The following is a 14,603-nucleotide window of genomic DNA, read 5'->3' as shown; positions in this document are numbered from 1 at the left end:
GGTCGGGCGGTGGCGGAACCCGACCTGACCCTGACCGCGAGCCTGCGGCCGGCGGCCCTGGACGCCCGACGGGGCATCGTCCGGCTGCACCCGGAGGCGCTCACCGCGCTGGCGCTGCGCCCCGGCGACCCCGTGCGGCTGGCGGGCCGGCGGGTGACCGCCGGCATCGTCGCGCCCGCCGAGCGGACGGCCAGCACCGCGCTGCTCTACGCGGACGACCTGATGCTGGGCAACCTCGGGATCCGCGACGGCGGCCAGGTGACGGTGAGCCGCCTGCCGGTCGCCCCGGCGCGCAGGGTGCTGCTCGCCGGGCCGGCGCAGATCGCCGCGGTGGTCTCCCCCGAGATGCTCCGGCTGGCCCTGCTCGGCAAGGTGGTGACGACCGGGGACGACGTGTCGCTGCTGCCGCAGGACGTGCTGCCGGACGCCTCGGTACGCAGCCTGGTGGAGGCGGCCCGCCGCAGCCTCTCCAACAGCGTCGGGTACGCCTGGACCAGCACGCTGCTCGCCGTGGTCGCCGCCGAGCCCGACACCGGCTCGCTGGTCACCATGGACACGGTGGTCGGTTGGGAACACGGCCAGACGACCCACGGCTCGGCCGGCACCGGGCCCGGCGCGGGTCGCCTCGTGCCCGGCGCCCCGGACGGGACCGCCCCGGGGCGGGCGCGGGCCACCGGCGCCGGCCCGGTGGGCGTACGACCCGGTGCTCCCGCCGTGGACGCCACCGGGCGGAGCGCCGGCGGCGTCGACGACTCCCCGCCCTCGGTGGACGAGCTGCCCGGGCTGCGGGCCCAGGCCGAGGAACTCACCGAGCTGCTGGACCTCGGCTTCCACCACCGGGAGGTGCTCGGGCGCCTGGGCACGACCGTCTCGCTGGGCGTACTGATCGCCGGGCCGGCCGGCTCCGGGAAGGCGGCGCTCGTGCGGGCCGTGGCCGCCCGGGTCGGTGCCCGGGTCAGCCCGCTATGGGCGCCCGAGGTGGCCGCGCTGACGAACCAGGCCGCCGCGGAGCGGCTGCGCGCCGCGGCGGCCGAGGCACGCGCGGACGGCCCCGGGGTGCTGCTGGTCACCGACGTGGAGGCGCTCGCCCCTGCGGACGGGCCGGGGCCGGTGGCGACCGTGTTCCGGCAGGTGGTCGCCGAGACCGTACGGGCGGGGGCGGCGGTCGTCTGCACCACCGGCCGGCCCGAGTCGGTGGACCCCGCGCTGCGCGCCCCGGACCTGCTCTCGCTGCGGATCAGCATCCCGCTCCCGGACACGGCCCTGCGCCGGGAGCAGCTGACGGTGCTGACCCGGCAGGTCCCGCTCGCGGACGACGTGCGGCTCGACGAAGTGGCGGGGCGTACGCCCGGCTTCGTCGCCGCCGACCTGGCCGCGCTGGTCCGCGAGGCCGGGGTGCGCGCGGCCCTGCGGCAGAAGTCGGCGGAGACGCCCACCGTGGCGATGGGCGACTTCACCGCCGCGCTGGAGGTGGTCCGCCCCACCACGATGGCCGCCTCCACCCTGGAGCTGGCCTCGGTGACGCTGGACGACGTCGGCGACCTCACGGAGGTCAAGGAGACGCTGACCGAGTCGGTGCTCTGGCCGCTGACCTACCCGGACACCTTCGCCCGGCTCGGCGTGCAGCCGCCGCGCGGGGTGCTCCTCTACGGCCCGCCGGGCTGCGGCAAGACCTACCTGGTCACGGCGCTGGCCGGCTCGGGGCGGGCCAACGTGCTCTCGGTGAAGGGCGCGGAGCTGCTGTCGAAGTGGGTGGGTGAGAGCGAGCGCGCGGTCCGCGAGCTGTTCCGCCGGGCCCGCGAGGCCGCGCCCACCCTGGTCTTCCTCGACGAGGTGGACGCGCTCGCCCCGGTACGCGGCCAGGCCAGCGACGGCGGCACCACCGACCGGGTGGTGGCCGCGCTGCTGACCGAGCTGGACGGGGTGGAGACGCTGCGCAACGTGGTGGTGATCGGCGCCACGAACCGGCCCGACCTGGTGGACCCGGCGTTGCTGCGTCCGGGGCGGCTGGAGCGGCTCGTCTACGTACCGCCACCGGACGGGCCGGCGCGGGCGGAGATCCTGCGTGCCTCCGCGCGCAACGTGCCGCTGGCGCCCGAGGTGGACCTCGCGGCGCTGGGCGCGGAGCTTGACGGCTTCTCGGCGGCGGACTGCGCCGCGCTGGTGCGGGAGGCCGCGCTCGCCGCGATGCGGGAGTCGCTGACCGCGTCCACGGTCACCGCCGCGCACGTGGCGACGGCCCGCGCCCGGGTCCGCCCGTCCCTGGACCCGGCCCAGGTCGCCTGGCTCGCCGCGTACGCCGAGAAGCGGGCCGGCTGAAGCTCCTGGCCGGTGGGCCGGCCAGTCGGCGGCCTTCTGGTCGGCGGCCGGCCGGTGGGAGGGCCTGCTGGTCGGCGGGCCGTCAGTCGGTGGGCAGGAGGGGGCCGAGCGGCCCGAGGTCGAGATTCAGGTCCTCGGGGGCGAGGCCGAAGTACTCGCGTAGCCCCGTCATCTGCTCCTCGAGCGCCATCAGCGTGGTGCCGATCCGTTCGACCTGCTCCTCGGTGAGGTCGCCGAGGTCGACCCGGCGCAGCGCCTGTCGCTCCATGAGCTGGCGCAGCAGCTCGATCACGGTGAGCACGAGGCTGGCCAGCCCCCGCTCGACGGAGTCCCGGTCGACGGCCAGGCGGCGGTCCAGCGGGGTCACCCGGGGCGGCTGCCACCGGGGGTCGCCGAGCGCGGCGGCGAGCGTGGTCGCCTCGTCCCGACGGGTGCGGTCCGGGCTGCCCACGCCCGCCGGGCCGGCCCCACCGCCCGGGCCGTCCGCGTGGTTGCCGGGGGCGGTCATGCCGGCGTTCCCGGCGGACTGAGGGGGTCGGCCGGGACGGCGTCCCGCAGCTCGGGCGGGGCCAGCGCCCCGACGGAGGCGACCAGTGCGCGCAGGGAGACCCGGACCAGGTCGACGTCGGCGATCGCGATGGTGATGTCGCCGCTGATCACCACGCCCGTGGCGAGGACCCGGTCGAGCAGGTCGACCAGCGCCACCGGCCGGTAGGCCAGCGGGTCGTCGGCGCTGCTGGGCGCGAGCGCGGTGGTCACGCCGGCTCCCGTACGGTCAGCGCCGGCTCGGCGGGCCGTTCCTCGGCGAACGAGTACGGCGGCCACGGGCCGGTCAGCTCCAGCCGGATCTCCGGGTGCCGGTCGGCGAGCGCGTCGACCAGCCGGTGGAAGTCGGCGAGCGACGACTGCTCGACCAGGTACGCCCCGTTCAGCACCATCGCGGTGGGTGCGCCCGAGAGCCGGCGGTCCTGCGGGGGATGCCGTCGGGCGGCCACCGCCTGCCCGGCCAGCGCCCCGTGCACGGCGCAGGCGGCGTCGACGGCGATCCGCTGCCCCTCGTCGCGGGCGGTGAGCTGGGCCCGACGCCGCCGCAGGTACGCCGCCCCGGCGCCGCCGCCCGACCCGACCGGCGGCGAGGTCCCGGCGGGAGCGCCGGACCCGGCCGACTCGGAGGTCCCGGCCGCAGCGCCCGGCACCGACTCCGAGGTCCGAGATGCCGCGCCGGGCACAGACTCGATCCGGGGCGTCGCGCCCGGCACGACGTAGCCCTTGACGCCCCACTCGTCACGGCCGGCGAGCCGGTCCAGGACGGTGGTCAGCTCGGCCTGGCGGGCGGCGAGCTGCCCCGCCACCCGGGCGTCGTCGTGGTGCACCGTGGCGAGGCGGGCGGGCACCACCGCGCCGGCCCGGGAGAGTGCCGCCACCACGGCATGGTGGGTCCGGGCCGCGCGCTCCAGCCAGGCCAGGTCCTCCAGGTTGCGGCGCAGCGCCTCCTCGCCGTACTCGGACAGGGGCGCGGCGCTGACGACGGCGACCAGGCCGGCGGCCCGCACCGCACGCACGGCGGCGCCGTCCATCCCGGCGGTCGTGGCGAGCAGGGCCGGGTCGGCGTCCCGCGTCACCCCGTGCAGCCACACCCCGACGCCGGGGTCCGCCGGTCCGGCGTCGGACACCAGGTCAGCCGTCGAACTCATCCCACTCCTCCCTGCGGGCGGCCTCCCGGGCGACCCGGGGACGCCGTTGCGCCTCCACCTGCTCCGGATCCCGTGGGCCGGGCTCCACCGGCGGCCTCGCCCGGGAGCTGAGCCACGGGTCGTGCTCCCACCAGTCGATGCCGATCTGCCGGGCCGTGTCGACCGAGGCGATGACCAGTCGCAGCTTGAGTGTCAGCAGCTCGATGTCGAGCAGGCTGACCCGGATGTCCCCGGCGATCACGATGCCCCGGTCCAGCACGCGTTCCAGGATGTCGCCGAGATTTGCCGGCTCGTGCCCGGCGGGCAGGACCTGGCCGGAGTTCTGCACCACCGGCGGCGGCTGCACGCTCACGTCATCCCACCTCGCCCTTCCCGCGCTGGTAGCGCCGCACCCGCCGGTAGCCGAGCAGGGCGCCCTCCAGGTCCAGCTCCACCTCGTAGAGGCCGAGCAGGTCGATGGAGCTGGGGATACGGGGGTCCTCGACGACCTCCACGCCGACGATCCAGCCGTCCCGCGACGACTTGAGCGAAGTGGTCCCCATGGGATCCCGGCCGGTCAACTCGACGATCTGCCGCATCCCCTCGCGCGCCGCCTCGGCGGCCGAGATCGGTTCGAAGTACTCCTCCTCCTCGTCGTCGTAGCGGTCGCCGACGGGCTCGCCCCTACGCGCCCGACCGCCGTCGCCGCGGATCAGATCCACCATCGCGCTCACCTCCCTCGCCGCCGCCGTACGGCACCCGCCGCACCCGTTCGTTGCCCCGACGGGAGCCGGGGCCGTTGCGGGCCGGGCTGCGACCCCGCGCGGGCCGTCGTACGCCGCCCGTCAGCCGCTCCAGCACCTGCTGCTGCCCCCGGTCCCGTTCCGCGGCGCTGATCTCGCCGGCGGCCGCCGCCGCGTCCAGCGCCTCCAGCTCGCGCCGGACGTCGACGGGGTCGTGCTGCCGCGACTCCGCCTCCCGGGCGACCACCTTGACCACCGAGGTCAGCCCCCGCACCGGCGCGTACGGCAGGGTCAGCAGCGCCCACAGGATGTCCACCGTTCACCCCGTCAGCTGGTGGGCGCCGACGAAGTCGTACGGGGCGAGCGGGCCGAGCAGCCGCATCCGGATCAGCTCCCGGCGCTGCTCGGCGTACTCCTCGACCGCCGAGACGAACTCGTCCTCCCGGTCCTGGTCGACGAGGAAGACGGCGTTCGCCGCGTCCAGCTCGTTGCTCGGCGCCCGTGGCGCGCTCGCCACGACGAGCGGGTCCAGTGCGTCGACCAGTTGCCGGTTGTCCGCCTCCCGGCGCAGCTCCACCGCCTGGCTGATCATCTCGCCGAGCCGGATCCGCTGCGGCCGGGTGGCCGTCTCCGGCTGCCCGCGTACCTGGTCCGCCAGCTCGGCGGCGGCCGGGTTGTCGGCCAGCACCGCCGAGAGGAGGGGCGCCTCGTCGTAGCGCCCGTGCACCCGGTACTGGATCCGGCCCTCGAACTCGTCGAGCGCGGCGGCGAACCGGTCGTGGTGCGCGTCCAGCAGGTCGGCGACCGCGTCGGGCCCGGTGACGACCGTGCCGAAGCGCACCGGCAACACCGGCGCCACCGCCGCCGTGCCGTCCACCAGTTCCTGGTACGCGGTCAGGTCCGCCGGCCGGCCGATCGGCTCGGTGAGGCTCACCTCGCTGACCAGCGCGGCCAGCTCGCCGTGCCGGATCGCCGCCACCGCGCCGGGCGGGTCGCCGACCCCGGCGGCGTCCGGGGTCGGCTCCACGTCGGAGGGCACGATGCCGTAGATGAACAGTCCGGTCTCCTCGGCCATGCTCAGCGCTCCCCGTTCCGCCGCCGCCGGGGCCGCTCACGGTCCCGGTCCCGGTCGTCCGAGCCCAGCTCGCCGACCGCGTCCCTGACCGCGCCACCGAGCGCGCCGACCGTCCTGCCGATCCCGGACACCGCCCTGCCGGCGCCGACCGCCCCCGAGGCACCCTCGATCAGGTCCGGCAGCCCCTTCTGGTTCCTCGGGGTGATGTCGAATCGGTCGACCGCCTCCGCGAAGCGCAGGTACGTCTCGATGCTGGCGATGGTGACCCGGGCGTTGATCTCCAGCAGCTGGATGCCGACCACGGCGACCGACACCTGGGCGTCGATCACCACGCCCTTGTCCAGCACGGTCTCCACGGTGTCGGCCAGGCTCGACCCGGCCCCGCCGCGTTCCAGGGCGGCGCCGGCCTGGCCCCCGCTCGTCGCGACGGTCACTCCTGCTCCTCCCGTCGACGACGGACCACGGGTCGCCGGGGCGCCTCCGGGGAACGGCGGGCCCGGGGCTCCTCCCGGGACCTGGGTTCCTCCCGGGGCCCGGGCTCCTCACGAGGTCGCGTGCGGCGGGCCCGTTCGGGGGTACGGCGGCGCGGCGGAGGCTGCTCCTCCTCCGGCTCCTCCTCGTACCCGTCGTCGTAGTCGCCCTCGTCGTACTCGTCCTCGTACTCCTCCTCCTCGGCCGGGCGCCGGCGCTGAGGCGGTCGACGGCGGCCACGCTCGGCGGGCCGGCGCTCCTCGCCCGGTTCCTCCTCGGGCGCACGCCGGCCGCGTTCCTCGCGCTCCTCCTGCCGCCGGCTCTCCTCGTGCTCCTCGCGCAGCGCGGTCTCGTGGTCCCGCACCACCTGCGAGTTCTCGATCTCGCCACGCCAGCCCTGCACCGAGTCGGGGTCGAGCACGGTCTGGGTCATCACGTGCCGGACGAAGTGCTTCAGCTCCAGCCGGACGCGGCGGCCCTGGGCCCGCCAGAGGTTGCCGGTGTGCTCGAAGAACCCCTGCGGGTGGTACTCCAGCACCACCAGGATCCGGGTCAGGTCGGGTGACAGCTCGTGGAAGCTGACCGTGCCGTCGACGGAGCCCTTCTCGCCCTTGGAGCGCCAGTGGATCAGCTTGTCCGGGATCTGCCGGACGATGGTGGACTCCCAGCTGCGGTGCGACCAGAGGATCTGTGCCTTCCAGGTCAGCTTCTCGTCCGACTCGGTGTCGACGGCCTCGACCTTCTTCATGAAGCTCGGGAAGTCGCCGAACTGGGTCCACTGGTCGTACGCGACCCGGACCGGCACGCCGACCTCGATCGCCTCCACGATGTTGGTGACCTTGAGCTTCCTGCCGCCGCCCTTGCCGCCCTTGCCGAGAGCCGACATGATCTTCTCCTTACCGCCGGCGAGCCCGGCATGCGCCATCGCCTTCACCGGTGAACCGCCCTCGGCGAGCTTGTGCGCACCGGTGGCGGCGGCGATCAGGCCGGGCCCGCCGCCCTGCTTCGCGTAGTCGCTGAGCCGGCCGGTCGCGCCCGTGATCCGCTCGGTCACCACCTGGACCGCGCGTTCGCCGATCGCGCTGGCCAGGTTCCGCGCCTCGCCGGCGAGTTGGCCCCGGAGCTTGTCCCCGAGGCCGCCGGGGTTCGTCGTCTCCGCCATGGTCACCGCCCCCGCTGCTCGGCGGCGTCGCGTTCCCGCTGCCCGCCGTCGGCGTCCCGGTCGGTCCGCCCGCCGTCGGGCGACGTCCCACCGGGCGCTCCGGCGCCGCCCTTGCGGCGCAGCGTGTCGGCGGAGCTGCGTAGCTTGCCGCTGACGGCGTCGATGCCGCTGCCGGCGGCGGCGGTCGCGGCCGCCTTCGAGGCGGCCGCGAGGGGGGCACCGAGGCGGCCGAGGTTGCTCAACTGGGGGGACGACTGGAGCAGGTTGCCACCCGCCTTCAGCAGCCCGCCGTGCTCCCGGCTGGCCCGACCGGCCGCGACCGCGGCGGCCAGGGTGAGGGCGGTACGCAGCTTGCGCCGGCGGCCGAGCAGATAGCCGAAGCCGACCGCGAGCCCGATTCGTGCTCCGCTGTTCATCAGTTCTCCTTCGCTCCCCGCAGCGCCGGACACCTGACGGCAATGGTCAGAAAAAGGTGGCCGCCGGGGATCAGCACACACCGGACCGCACATCTGGTGTCCCGTTCAATCGGACCCGACGGGCAGTACCCGTTGACCTATCGGCGAAACACCCGAGGGATTTTGTCGGCGGCACTTGTCCGAGTCGGAGGAATGCTTCCCACGAAGCAGCCGAAGCGGACACCAAGGCCGCTACGAGCAGGAAGAACGTCAGTGAGCAGGGAGTCGACGAATGGCGTTCACACGGCCGGCAGTGCCCAATCGAGGCACATTTCGGCCTGCACCCTGCCGGCATCCTCGCGCAATTTCGCGCCGCACTTCCTCAGCACCGAGACGGCACCCTGATTGTCGATTGTCGTCTCCGCGACCACGAGTCGCATTCCGGCCGCCGCCGCCTCGTTGAGCAGTTCGCGCAGCGCCGCCGCGCCTATTCCCTGCCCCCGGGCCGAGCGCCCCAGCCACATCCCGGTCTCGACGGTGCCCGGCTCGGCACGGCGACTCATCCGGATCATGCCGACGACCTCGCCGCCGGCCAGGATCGCGTACATGCGGGTGCCGGTCGGGCCGTCCAAACCGCCGAAGCTCGCCCGGTGGAACTCCCGGAACGCCTCCCGCCGGGCGTGCGACCACCCCGCCGGGGCCTCCACCGGCGGCATCACGTCGCCCGGCTCCGCCTCCGCAGCCGCTACGGAGAGCAATGGCTCCAGGTTTCCCTCGTCCACCGGCTCCAACCGGACCGTTCCCGCCACGTGCCGCAGTCTGCCGCCCCCACCGGCCCGAGTCCACCCGATCGGGCCCCGACTGGCGGTCCGGCGGAAGGTACCGGCCGGTCGGACCGCATCGTGTTCCACCTCACTCCGCGTTGTCGAACCGCCCGCCCGCGCCACGCTCAGCAACGGCGTCGCCCGTCGACGAGGGGCGGAAGCCGCCCGACCTGGCCCGGTCAGCGTCCGTCGACGTCGAACTCGCAGAGCACCACCGACGCGTCGTCGGCGGGCTTGTGGCGGCGCAACCGGTCCGCATGGTCGCGTTCCGCGGCGCGTACGCGCTCGATCAACGCCTCCGGCCCCTCGGCGGTCGCCACGTCCAGCAGCCCGGCCCAGTCGAGCAGGCCGAACTGCTCCACCAGGGCCGACGCGCCGTCGCTGAGCAGCGCCGCCCTGCGTACCGCGCCCGGCCCGCGCAGCGGCAGGCTCCCCGTCACCGCGTGGAACGCCGCATCCGGGTCGGCGGCGGCCACCCAGTAGCCGTGGGTCCGGTTCATCCGTTCCCGCTGCACCCCGACCGCCTGCCGGAACCGGGTCATCCGGTCGGCGGAGCCGTCCGGTGCGGCGGCGACCGTGGCCCGCAGGGCCGCCATGGCGGAGTCCAGGCGGTCGTCCGTGACCACGCTGACGCGACCGCCTGCGTCGAGCACCAGCGGACTGTCGCAGAGCACCAGGTAGTCGAGGTGGTCGCCGCCGTCGCGCAGCAGGCAGACGGTGCTCGACGGGGTGCCCGGGTGGTCCAGGTCGCACTCGCCGCCGTGATCGGACCGCACGGCGAGGATCGCCGCCGCCAGGTTGCTCATCAGCGTCGCCGTCGGGCGGACCGCCTCCGCCAGCCCGAGTCGGGCCGCGAGGTGCCGGACGTACCAGGACGGCCCGTGCACGCAGCCCGTGTCGAAGCCCTCCGGCACGGTCGCGCCGTCCAGCACGCCGGTCAGCGGCCCGAACCGGAAGACCAGGTCCTCGTTGTCCGGCCGGCCGGGCGGCGGCGCGGACGCGGAGCGTACCCGCATCGTCCGCGCCGCCCCGACCACCCGGGTCGCCTCAGCGGCGACGGAGGTCGTCGGCGGTCTCATGCGCCTGCCCCTGCATCTGGTGGGCGGCCGACCGGCCCTGCTCCCGGACGGCGGACGCGCCACCGGCGGCGGTGGAGGCCACCGAACCAGCCGCCTGCTGCACCGGCTCGCGCAGGTTGTCGCGCATCTCGTGCCCGACCTGGCTGGCCTGTTCCCGCAGCTGTCCGGCCCGCGCGCGCAGTTGGTCGGAGTGCTCGCTGACCATGTCCTTGGCCTGCCCGGCCCACTGCCGTTCGGGCCGGCTGGGCGGGATCAGCGACGAGACGAGCAGCCCGGCGCCGAAGGCGATCAGCCCGGCCGCGAGGGGGTTGCCCTCCGCCTGCCGCCGGGACTGCTGCCCGAGCGAGCGGGCCTCCTCCCGCACCGACCCGGCCATGTGCGACATCTGCTCGCGGGACTGTTCACCGAAGCCCCGCGCCGACCCGGTCGCGTGCGACATCCGCTGCGCGACGCCGTGCCCGTCCGACTGCACGCCCATCACCTTCTCCCTGGCCCGGGTGAGCGCGCCGCGGGCCTGCCCGACGCGTTCACCTGCGATCCGCCGCGGATTGACCCTGTCGGCCAGCGCGTCGACGTCACTGCTCAGTTCGTTCCGGGTGTTCTCGATCTCCCACCGGATCCGGTCCGGATCGTTGGACATGATCTGCTCCCTCCCGGCTGGTTCACCGGCCGCGCATCGCGTCCGGCATCTTCCCCACGGTCTGCCGCGTCCGGGGCAGCACCGCGCGGAGCTGCGCCATCTCCCTGCGTGCCCTGCCGAGCAGGCCACCCGTGACGGCGGCCCAGATGACGGCCACGATGAGCGCCGCCCAGCCCTGGTCCATCACGTTGGACAGCCCCCACCACAGCGCGTACGACACGAACAGCACCGTCAGGAAACCGGCCAGTGCCGCCCCGCCGAACATGCCGCCGGCCCTGCCGGCCTGACCCGCCTCCTCGCGCAGCTCCGCCTTGGCCAGTTCGACCTCCTTGCGGACCAGCGTGGAGAAGTCCCGGGTCACGTCGCCCAGCAGCTCGCCGACCGACTGCGTCCGCTCCTTCTCGGGGGCACTCATGGTGCCACCCCGCCCGGGATGTCCGGACCCGGCCGGTCAGGCGGCGAGGCGTTTCGCACCCGGGCCGACCCGGTGTAGGCCCCCTCGGCCATGTACGGCGCCGCGGCCGTGCGCTCGTACGGCTGCGGCCGGGGCGGGGTGCCCGCTCCGGTGGGCGGGGTCGACGGCTGGCCCGTGCCCCGCGCCCCGTCGCCCGAGGCGGTCATGTTCCGGGTGAGCCGCCCGACCAGCATGCCGGCCAGGGCCGCGCCGGCCAGGAAGGTGCCCGGGTGCCGGCGTGCGTACGACCGCACCTCGTCGAGCACCGCCCCCGGTTCGCGCTCGTCGAGCCAGCCCGCCGCCTGCTGGGCGGCATCGGCGGCCCGGCGGACGGCCTGGCCGGCCATCCCGGAGTCCTCGCTACGCTCGGCCATCGAGCTGAGTTCGCGCCCGATGCCGCGCAGCCCGTCGGCCGCCCGGTGCTGCTGTGCCCGGGCCTGGTCGCGCAACTGTGTGCCGGCCTCGCCGGTCAGGTTGTGCGCCTGCCGCCGGGCTTCCGACGCCGCCTGTCCGCCCTGTTCGGCGGCGGCGTGCGCGACCTGACCGCCGGCCTGGGCCGCGTGGTGCCCGACCCGGGACGCCTCCTGCCGGGCCTGCTGTGCGGTGCCGGTCGCACCGCCCGGTGGCCGGCTCGGGTTCATCTGCGTCATCGCCCGCTCCCTCCGTCGGCCCCGGGCCGCAGGTCACGGCCCGGAACGTGAACCGGCCGCGGCACGCGGCCCGGAACGACACCCGCGTACCCGCACGCCCCGCCGACATGCCGTCCCCAGGGCCGGAGCAGGGCGGGTGGGCCGCCTGGGCGCGGTACCACATCGACGGCACCGGACCGGCCGGCCGGAACCGGGGCAAGGCGGGCGGCGACCCGTCAACGCAACAACAGCCCTCACCAGGTAAGACGGCCGTCAGCGGGTGTGGCAGCGGTCAACGGCGGCGGTTGCGGGCCCGCGAGGACCGCAGCCGGCGCAGCCGTCCCACCAGGACGGGTTCGGCGGCGAGGGCGGCCGGGTTGTCGAGCAGCGCGTTCAACAGCTGGTAGTAGCGGGTGGCCGAGAGGCCGAAGGTGTCCCGGATGGCCTGTTCCTTGGCACCGGCGTGCCGCCACCACTGCTGTTCGAAGGCGAGGATGCCCTGCTCCCGCTCGGTCAGCGCGCCGTGCGGCGGCACCACCGCGGCGGAACCGGCGCCGGGATCAGGGCCGGGATCGGTGTCGTAGTCGCTGTCGGCGTCGTCACCCGGCAGGGCGTCGTCGGGTGCCGCCACGGCGGTGTCCGGCTCCGCCGCCGTGCGGGGATGCGGGACGGCCCGCGCCCCGGCGACCGGGGCGGTGCGCGGCTGGGGGACGACGCCCGCGTCCCCCCGCTCCCCGCCGGTCGCAGCGGCCGCGTCGCTCTCACCCGCCGCGCCCGATCCGGCGGGCGCCCCGGGCCCGGCCGGCGCGGGCGGCTCGATGGCGGCCGGGGCGGCGTCGGCGGGTTGCATGGCGCTCCTCGTGGGGCTGGCGGACGGCACACCACGACGCCGACCGGTGGGGGAACACCAGCCTAACCAGGGACGACCCGGATCGCATCGGACGACGGGGGCGGTGCGACCGGGGCCGGGGAGAGCCGCCGGTCGCACCGCGCACGGTCAGGAGATGTCGCGCCGGCGCATCGCCCAGAGGGCCGCGCCGAGGATCACCACGAACCCGACCGTCATCATCACCGAGGACTGCTGCCAGGTGATGTCCATCGTGTCCGGTTTGCACTCGCCGAAGTAGGTGGCCTGGCAGGCGTTCCAGTCCTCCAGCGTCACCTTCTTCTGCATCCACGCGACGGCGTAGGTGGGCAGCAGCCACGCCTCGGCGAAGCGTACGCCGGCCATCGCCAGCAGGATGCCGAGGCCGAACTGGCCGACGACCATCAGGGCGATCACCCCGCCCAGGGCCATCGCGGTGTGCCGCCCCAGCGAGGCGAGCGCGAAGCCGATGGTCGCGGTGACCAGTGCGAGCACCAGCCCGCGCAGCCCGGTCAGGGCGAAGGACTGCCACGCCCCGGAGGTCATCTTCGCCGTGCTGCCACGGAACGTGGCGACCAGCCAGAAGCTGCCGAACCACAGCGCCGTCGTGGGCACCGCCAGGGCGACCAGCCCGCTGAGCAGCGCCGCCAGCTTCGTCAGCAGTACGGTGAGCCGCTTCGGCCGCCACAGCAGCAGGTTCATCATGCCGCCGGTGTTCCACTCGGCCCCGACGAACGAGGCCCCGACGACGAACCCGACCAGCGCGAGGATCGCCGCGAGCGGCAGCAGCGTGTCGCCGAAGTTCTCGCGGAAGTCGAAGGTGGAGGGCAGGAACCAGTCCGTCTGGATCGCCTCGCGCGGCGGCGGCTGGATCTTCGCGCAGTCGTCCGGGAACTCTCCCTCCTGGCCGGTACCGGCGGCCTTCGCCTTCTCGCACTCCGCGCGGTACTGCTCGTTGAACCGGACGTCCTGCTGCCACTGCTGCTCGGCGGCGCGTTCGGCCTTCGCCACCACGGCAGCGTCGATCTTCTCGTTGGTGAAGAAGACCCCGACCACCACCGCCGCGAGCACCAGCAGGCCCAGCAGGCTCATCCAGCGGGTGAAGCGCCGCTTCACGAGCCGGCGCAACTCCGTACGGTAGAGGCTCACGCGCCCCACCCTCCTCCGGCGGCACCGGGCTGCCCCGCGCCACCGACCTTCGTGGACTGGTCGACCTGCCGGTGCTGGCCGGGTACCGGCGCGGTGGCGGTCAGTTCGAGGAAGACGCTCTCCAGGTCGACGGCGACCGGGGCCAGCTCGCTGACGTAGAGGCCCTGCTCGGCGAGGAGCCGGGTCACCGTGGCCGGCTTGTCGACCCCGGCGAGCATCAGGTGGTCGGGCTGACCGGTCACCCGGATGCCCGCGCGGGTCAGCGCCTCGGTGGCGAGCGGCAGGTCGGTGACCGCCTCCAGCCGCACCCGGACCGCGCCCGAGGAGTGCTCGGCGAGCACCTGCTCGACCGGCCCGGAGGCGACGCGCCGGCCCAACGAGATGATGGTGACCGAGTCGCAGATCAGCTGGATCTCGCCGAGGATGTGGCTGGAGAGCACCACGGTCATCCCCGACTCGGCGAGGCCGCGCATCAGGGTGCGCATCTCCCGGATTCCGCCCGGGTCGAGGCCGTTGGCCGGCTCGTCGAGGATCAGCAGCTTGGGGTTCTTCAGCAGGGCCGAGGCGACGGCGAGGCGCTGCTTCATGCCGAGCGAGTAGGTCTTGACCCGCTCGCCGGCGCGGTCGCGCAGGCCGACCAGTTCGAGCACCTCGTCGACCCGCTGCTGCGGCACGTCGCCCGCGCCGGCGAGCAGGGACAGGGTGTCGCGCGCCGTGAAGTGCGGGAAGAACTGCGGGCTCTCCACGATGGCGCCGACCTGACCGGCGACGGCGGACAGCGCGGCGGGCACCTCGTGCCCGAGGATCGCCATCCGGCCGCCGTTGGGCCGGATCAGGCCGAGCAGCGTACGCAGCGTGGTGGTCTTGCCCGACCCGTTCGGGCCGAGGAAGCCGTGCACCTGTCCTTCCTCGACCCGCATGTCGAAACCGTCGAGCGCGTTGCGGGTGCCGCGCCGACGGCTCTTGTACGTCTTGCGGAGACCTTCGATCTCCAGGACAGCTGGCAAGCTGCACCTCCCCCGATGGGCGTATGACACGCGACACCATACGCGGTATGCAGCCGCACGCAATACCCGGTATGCATCCGACGCGCCGATCGGGTGTCGGGACGGGCCTGTGCGCCAG

Annotated in this window: 17 protein-coding genes and 2 pseudogenes; 1 reads left to right on the top strand and 18 read right to left on the bottom strand. The window is 74.8% G+C overall.

The window, feature by feature from the left end:
- The first annotated feature begins 9 nt into the window (after positions 1-9).
- Entirely contained in the window at positions 10-2,319 is a 2,310-nt protein-coding gene (locus ACGFIR_RS17085; RefSeq protein WP_393145925.1) for an AAA family ATPase, read from the top strand.
- A gap of 82 nt (positions 2,320-2,401) precedes the next feature.
- Here the strand turns inward: ACGFIR_RS17085 and ACGFIR_RS17080 are convergent, their stop codons facing one another.
- From ACGFIR_RS17080 to ACGFIR_RS16995, 18 genes and pseudogenes are all read right to left on the bottom strand, one after another.
- A complete protein-coding gene (locus ACGFIR_RS17080) occupies positions 2,402-2,827 on the bottom strand; it encodes a gas vesicle protein K (RefSeq protein WP_393145923.1) in 426 nt (141 codons plus the stop codon).
- Positions 2,824-3,078: a gas vesicle protein gene (locus tag ACGFIR_RS17075; RefSeq protein ID WP_392998062.1), complete on the bottom strand. Its 255-nt coding sequence runs from the start codon at positions 3,076-3,078 to the stop codon at positions 2,824-2,826. The genes ACGFIR_RS17080 and ACGFIR_RS17075 overlap by 4 nt, the downstream gene beginning before the upstream one ends.
- Positions 3,075-4,013: a GvpL/GvpF family gas vesicle protein gene (locus tag ACGFIR_RS17070; protein ID WP_393145921.1), complete on the bottom strand. Its 939-nt coding sequence runs from the start codon at positions 4,011-4,013 to the stop codon at positions 3,075-3,077. Before ACGFIR_RS17070 ends, ACGFIR_RS17075 begins: the two co-directional genes overlap by 4 nt.
- A 154-nt stretch (positions 4,014-4,167) precedes the next feature.
- A pseudogene (gvpJ, locus tag ACGFIR_RS17065) lies at positions 4,168-4,320 on the bottom strand (gas vesicle protein GvpJ); the annotation flags it as partial.
- A 46-nt stretch (positions 4,321-4,366) separates the two neighbouring features.
- Positions 4,367-4,717, bottom strand: coding sequence for a gas vesicle protein (locus ACGFIR_RS17060; RefSeq protein ID WP_393145919.1), 351 nt, complete (start codon positions 4,715-4,717; stop codon positions 4,367-4,369).
- On the bottom strand, positions 4,677-5,051 hold the full coding sequence (locus ACGFIR_RS17055; protein WP_393145917.1) for a gas vesicle protein GvpG: 375 nt from the start codon (positions 5,049-5,051) through the stop codon (positions 4,677-4,679). Before ACGFIR_RS17055 ends, ACGFIR_RS17060 begins: the two co-directional genes overlap by 41 nt.
- A gap of 3 nt (positions 5,052-5,054) precedes the next feature.
- Complete coding sequence (locus tag ACGFIR_RS17050; RefSeq protein WP_393145915.1) at positions 5,055-5,810, bottom strand: GvpL/GvpF family gas vesicle protein; 756 nt, start codon at positions 5,808-5,810, stop codon at positions 5,055-5,057.
- Between the two features lie 218 nt (positions 5,811-6,028).
- A pseudogene (gene gvpJ, locus ACGFIR_RS17045) lies at positions 6,029-6,244 on the bottom strand (gas vesicle protein GvpJ); the annotation flags it as partial.
- Positions 6,241-7,443 (bottom strand): SRPBCC family protein, encoded by a 1,203-nt coding sequence (locus tag ACGFIR_RS17040; RefSeq protein WP_393145913.1) that lies wholly within the window; start codon positions 7,441-7,443, stop codon positions 6,241-6,243. The pseudogene gvpJ (ACGFIR_RS17045) and the gene ACGFIR_RS17040, both read right to left, overlap by 4 nt.
- Positions 7,444-7,445: 2 nt before the next feature.
- The gene (locus tag ACGFIR_RS17035; RefSeq protein ID WP_392998056.1) at positions 7,446-7,859 is read right to left on the bottom strand and encodes a hypothetical protein; all 414 of its coding nucleotides are present in this window, start codon (positions 7,857-7,859) and stop codon (positions 7,446-7,448) included.
- A gap of 278 nt (positions 7,860-8,137) precedes the next feature.
- The gene (locus ACGFIR_RS17030) at positions 8,138-8,647 is read right to left on the bottom strand and encodes a GNAT family N-acetyltransferase (RefSeq protein WP_392998055.1); all 510 of its coding nucleotides are present in this window, start codon (positions 8,645-8,647) and stop codon (positions 8,138-8,140) included.
- A gap of 194 nt (positions 8,648-8,841) precedes the next feature.
- Complete coding sequence (locus tag ACGFIR_RS17025; RefSeq protein ID WP_393145911.1) at positions 8,842-9,741, bottom strand: hypothetical protein; 900 nt, start codon at positions 9,739-9,741, stop codon at positions 8,842-8,844.
- Positions 9,710-10,381 carry a DUF3618 domain-containing protein gene (locus ACGFIR_RS17020; RefSeq protein ID WP_392998053.1) on the bottom strand — a complete coding sequence of 224 codons (672 nt, stop codon included), beginning with the start codon at positions 10,379-10,381 and terminating at the stop codon, positions 9,710-9,712. The genes ACGFIR_RS17025 and ACGFIR_RS17020 overlap by 32 nt, the downstream gene beginning before the upstream one ends.
- Before the next feature lie 22 nt (positions 10,382-10,403).
- Positions 10,404-10,796, bottom strand: a complete 393-nt coding sequence (locus ACGFIR_RS17015; protein ID WP_392998052.1) for a phage holin family protein — start codon at positions 10,794-10,796, stop codon at positions 10,404-10,406.
- On the bottom strand, positions 10,793-11,485 hold the full coding sequence (locus ACGFIR_RS17010; RefSeq protein WP_393145909.1) for a hypothetical protein: 693 nt from the start codon (positions 11,483-11,485) through the stop codon (positions 10,793-10,795). Before ACGFIR_RS17010 ends, ACGFIR_RS17015 begins: the two co-directional genes overlap by 4 nt.
- Positions 11,486-11,756: 271 nt before the next feature.
- Complete coding sequence (locus ACGFIR_RS17005; RefSeq protein WP_393145907.1) at positions 11,757-12,314, bottom strand: DUF3263 domain-containing protein; 558 nt, start codon at positions 12,312-12,314, stop codon at positions 11,757-11,759.
- Positions 12,315-12,461: 147 nt separating this feature from the next.
- Positions 12,462-13,478, bottom strand: a complete 1,017-nt coding sequence (locus tag ACGFIR_RS17000) for an ABC transporter permease subunit (protein WP_392998049.1) — start codon at positions 13,476-13,478, stop codon at positions 12,462-12,464.
- Positions 13,475-14,485 (bottom strand): ATP-binding cassette domain-containing protein, encoded by a 1,011-nt coding sequence (locus ACGFIR_RS16995; RefSeq protein ID WP_393145905.1) that lies wholly within the window; start codon positions 14,483-14,485, stop codon positions 13,475-13,477. Before ACGFIR_RS16995 ends, ACGFIR_RS17000 begins: the two co-directional genes overlap by 4 nt.
- Positions 14,486-14,603: the final 118 nt, after the last annotated feature.

The sequence above is a fragment of the Micromonospora sp. NPDC049051 genome (assembly GCF_043197575.1).
In the GTDB taxonomy this organism is placed as follows: domain Bacteria; phylum Actinomycetota; class Actinomycetes; order Mycobacteriales; family Micromonosporaceae; genus Micromonospora.
Note: the sequence above shows the minus strand (reverse complement) of the source record. Positions and strands in the feature narration are given on the sequence as shown.

Bases quoted from the DNA above. Each gene is read 5' to 3' on its own strand.
- ACGFIR_RS17080 (WP_393145923.1), bottom strand. From the start codon at position 2,827: ATGACCGCCCCCGGCAACCACGCGGACGGCCCGGGCGGTGGGGCCGGC.
- ACGFIR_RS17070 (WP_393145921.1), bottom strand. From the start codon at position 4,013: ATGAGTTCGACGGCTGACCTGGTGTCCGACGCCGGACCGGCGGACCCC.
- ACGFIR_RS17060 (WP_393145919.1), bottom strand. From the start codon at position 4,717: ATGGTGGATCTGATCCGCGGCGACGGCGGTCGGGCGCGTAGGGGCGAG.
- ACGFIR_RS17050 (WP_393145915.1), bottom strand. From the start codon at position 5,810: ATGGCCGAGGAGACCGGACTGTTCATCTACGGCATCGTGCCCTCCGAC.
- ACGFIR_RS17040 (WP_393145913.1), bottom strand. From the start codon at position 7,443: ATGGCGGAGACGACGAACCCCGGCGGCCTCGGGGACAAGCTCCGGGGC.
- ACGFIR_RS17035 (WP_392998056.1), bottom strand. From the start codon at position 7,859: ATGAACAGCGGAGCACGAATCGGGCTCGCGGTCGGCTTCGGCTATCTG.
- ACGFIR_RS17025 (WP_393145911.1), bottom strand. From the start codon at position 9,741: ATGAGACCGCCGACGACCTCCGTCGCCGCTGAGGCGACCCGGGTGGTC.
- ACGFIR_RS17020 (WP_392998053.1), bottom strand. From the start codon at position 10,381: ATGTCCAACGATCCGGACCGGATCCGGTGGGAGATCGAGAACACCCGG.
- ACGFIR_RS17015 (WP_392998052.1), bottom strand. From the start codon at position 10,796: ATGAGTGCCCCCGAGAAGGAGCGGACGCAGTCGGTCGGCGAGCTGCTG.
- ACGFIR_RS17010 (WP_393145909.1), bottom strand. From the start codon at position 11,485: ATGACGCAGATGAACCCGAGCCGGCCACCGGGCGGTGCGACCGGCACC.
- ACGFIR_RS17005 (WP_393145907.1), bottom strand. From the start codon at position 12,314: ATGCAACCCGCCGACGCCGCCCCGGCCGCCATCGAGCCGCCCGCGCCG.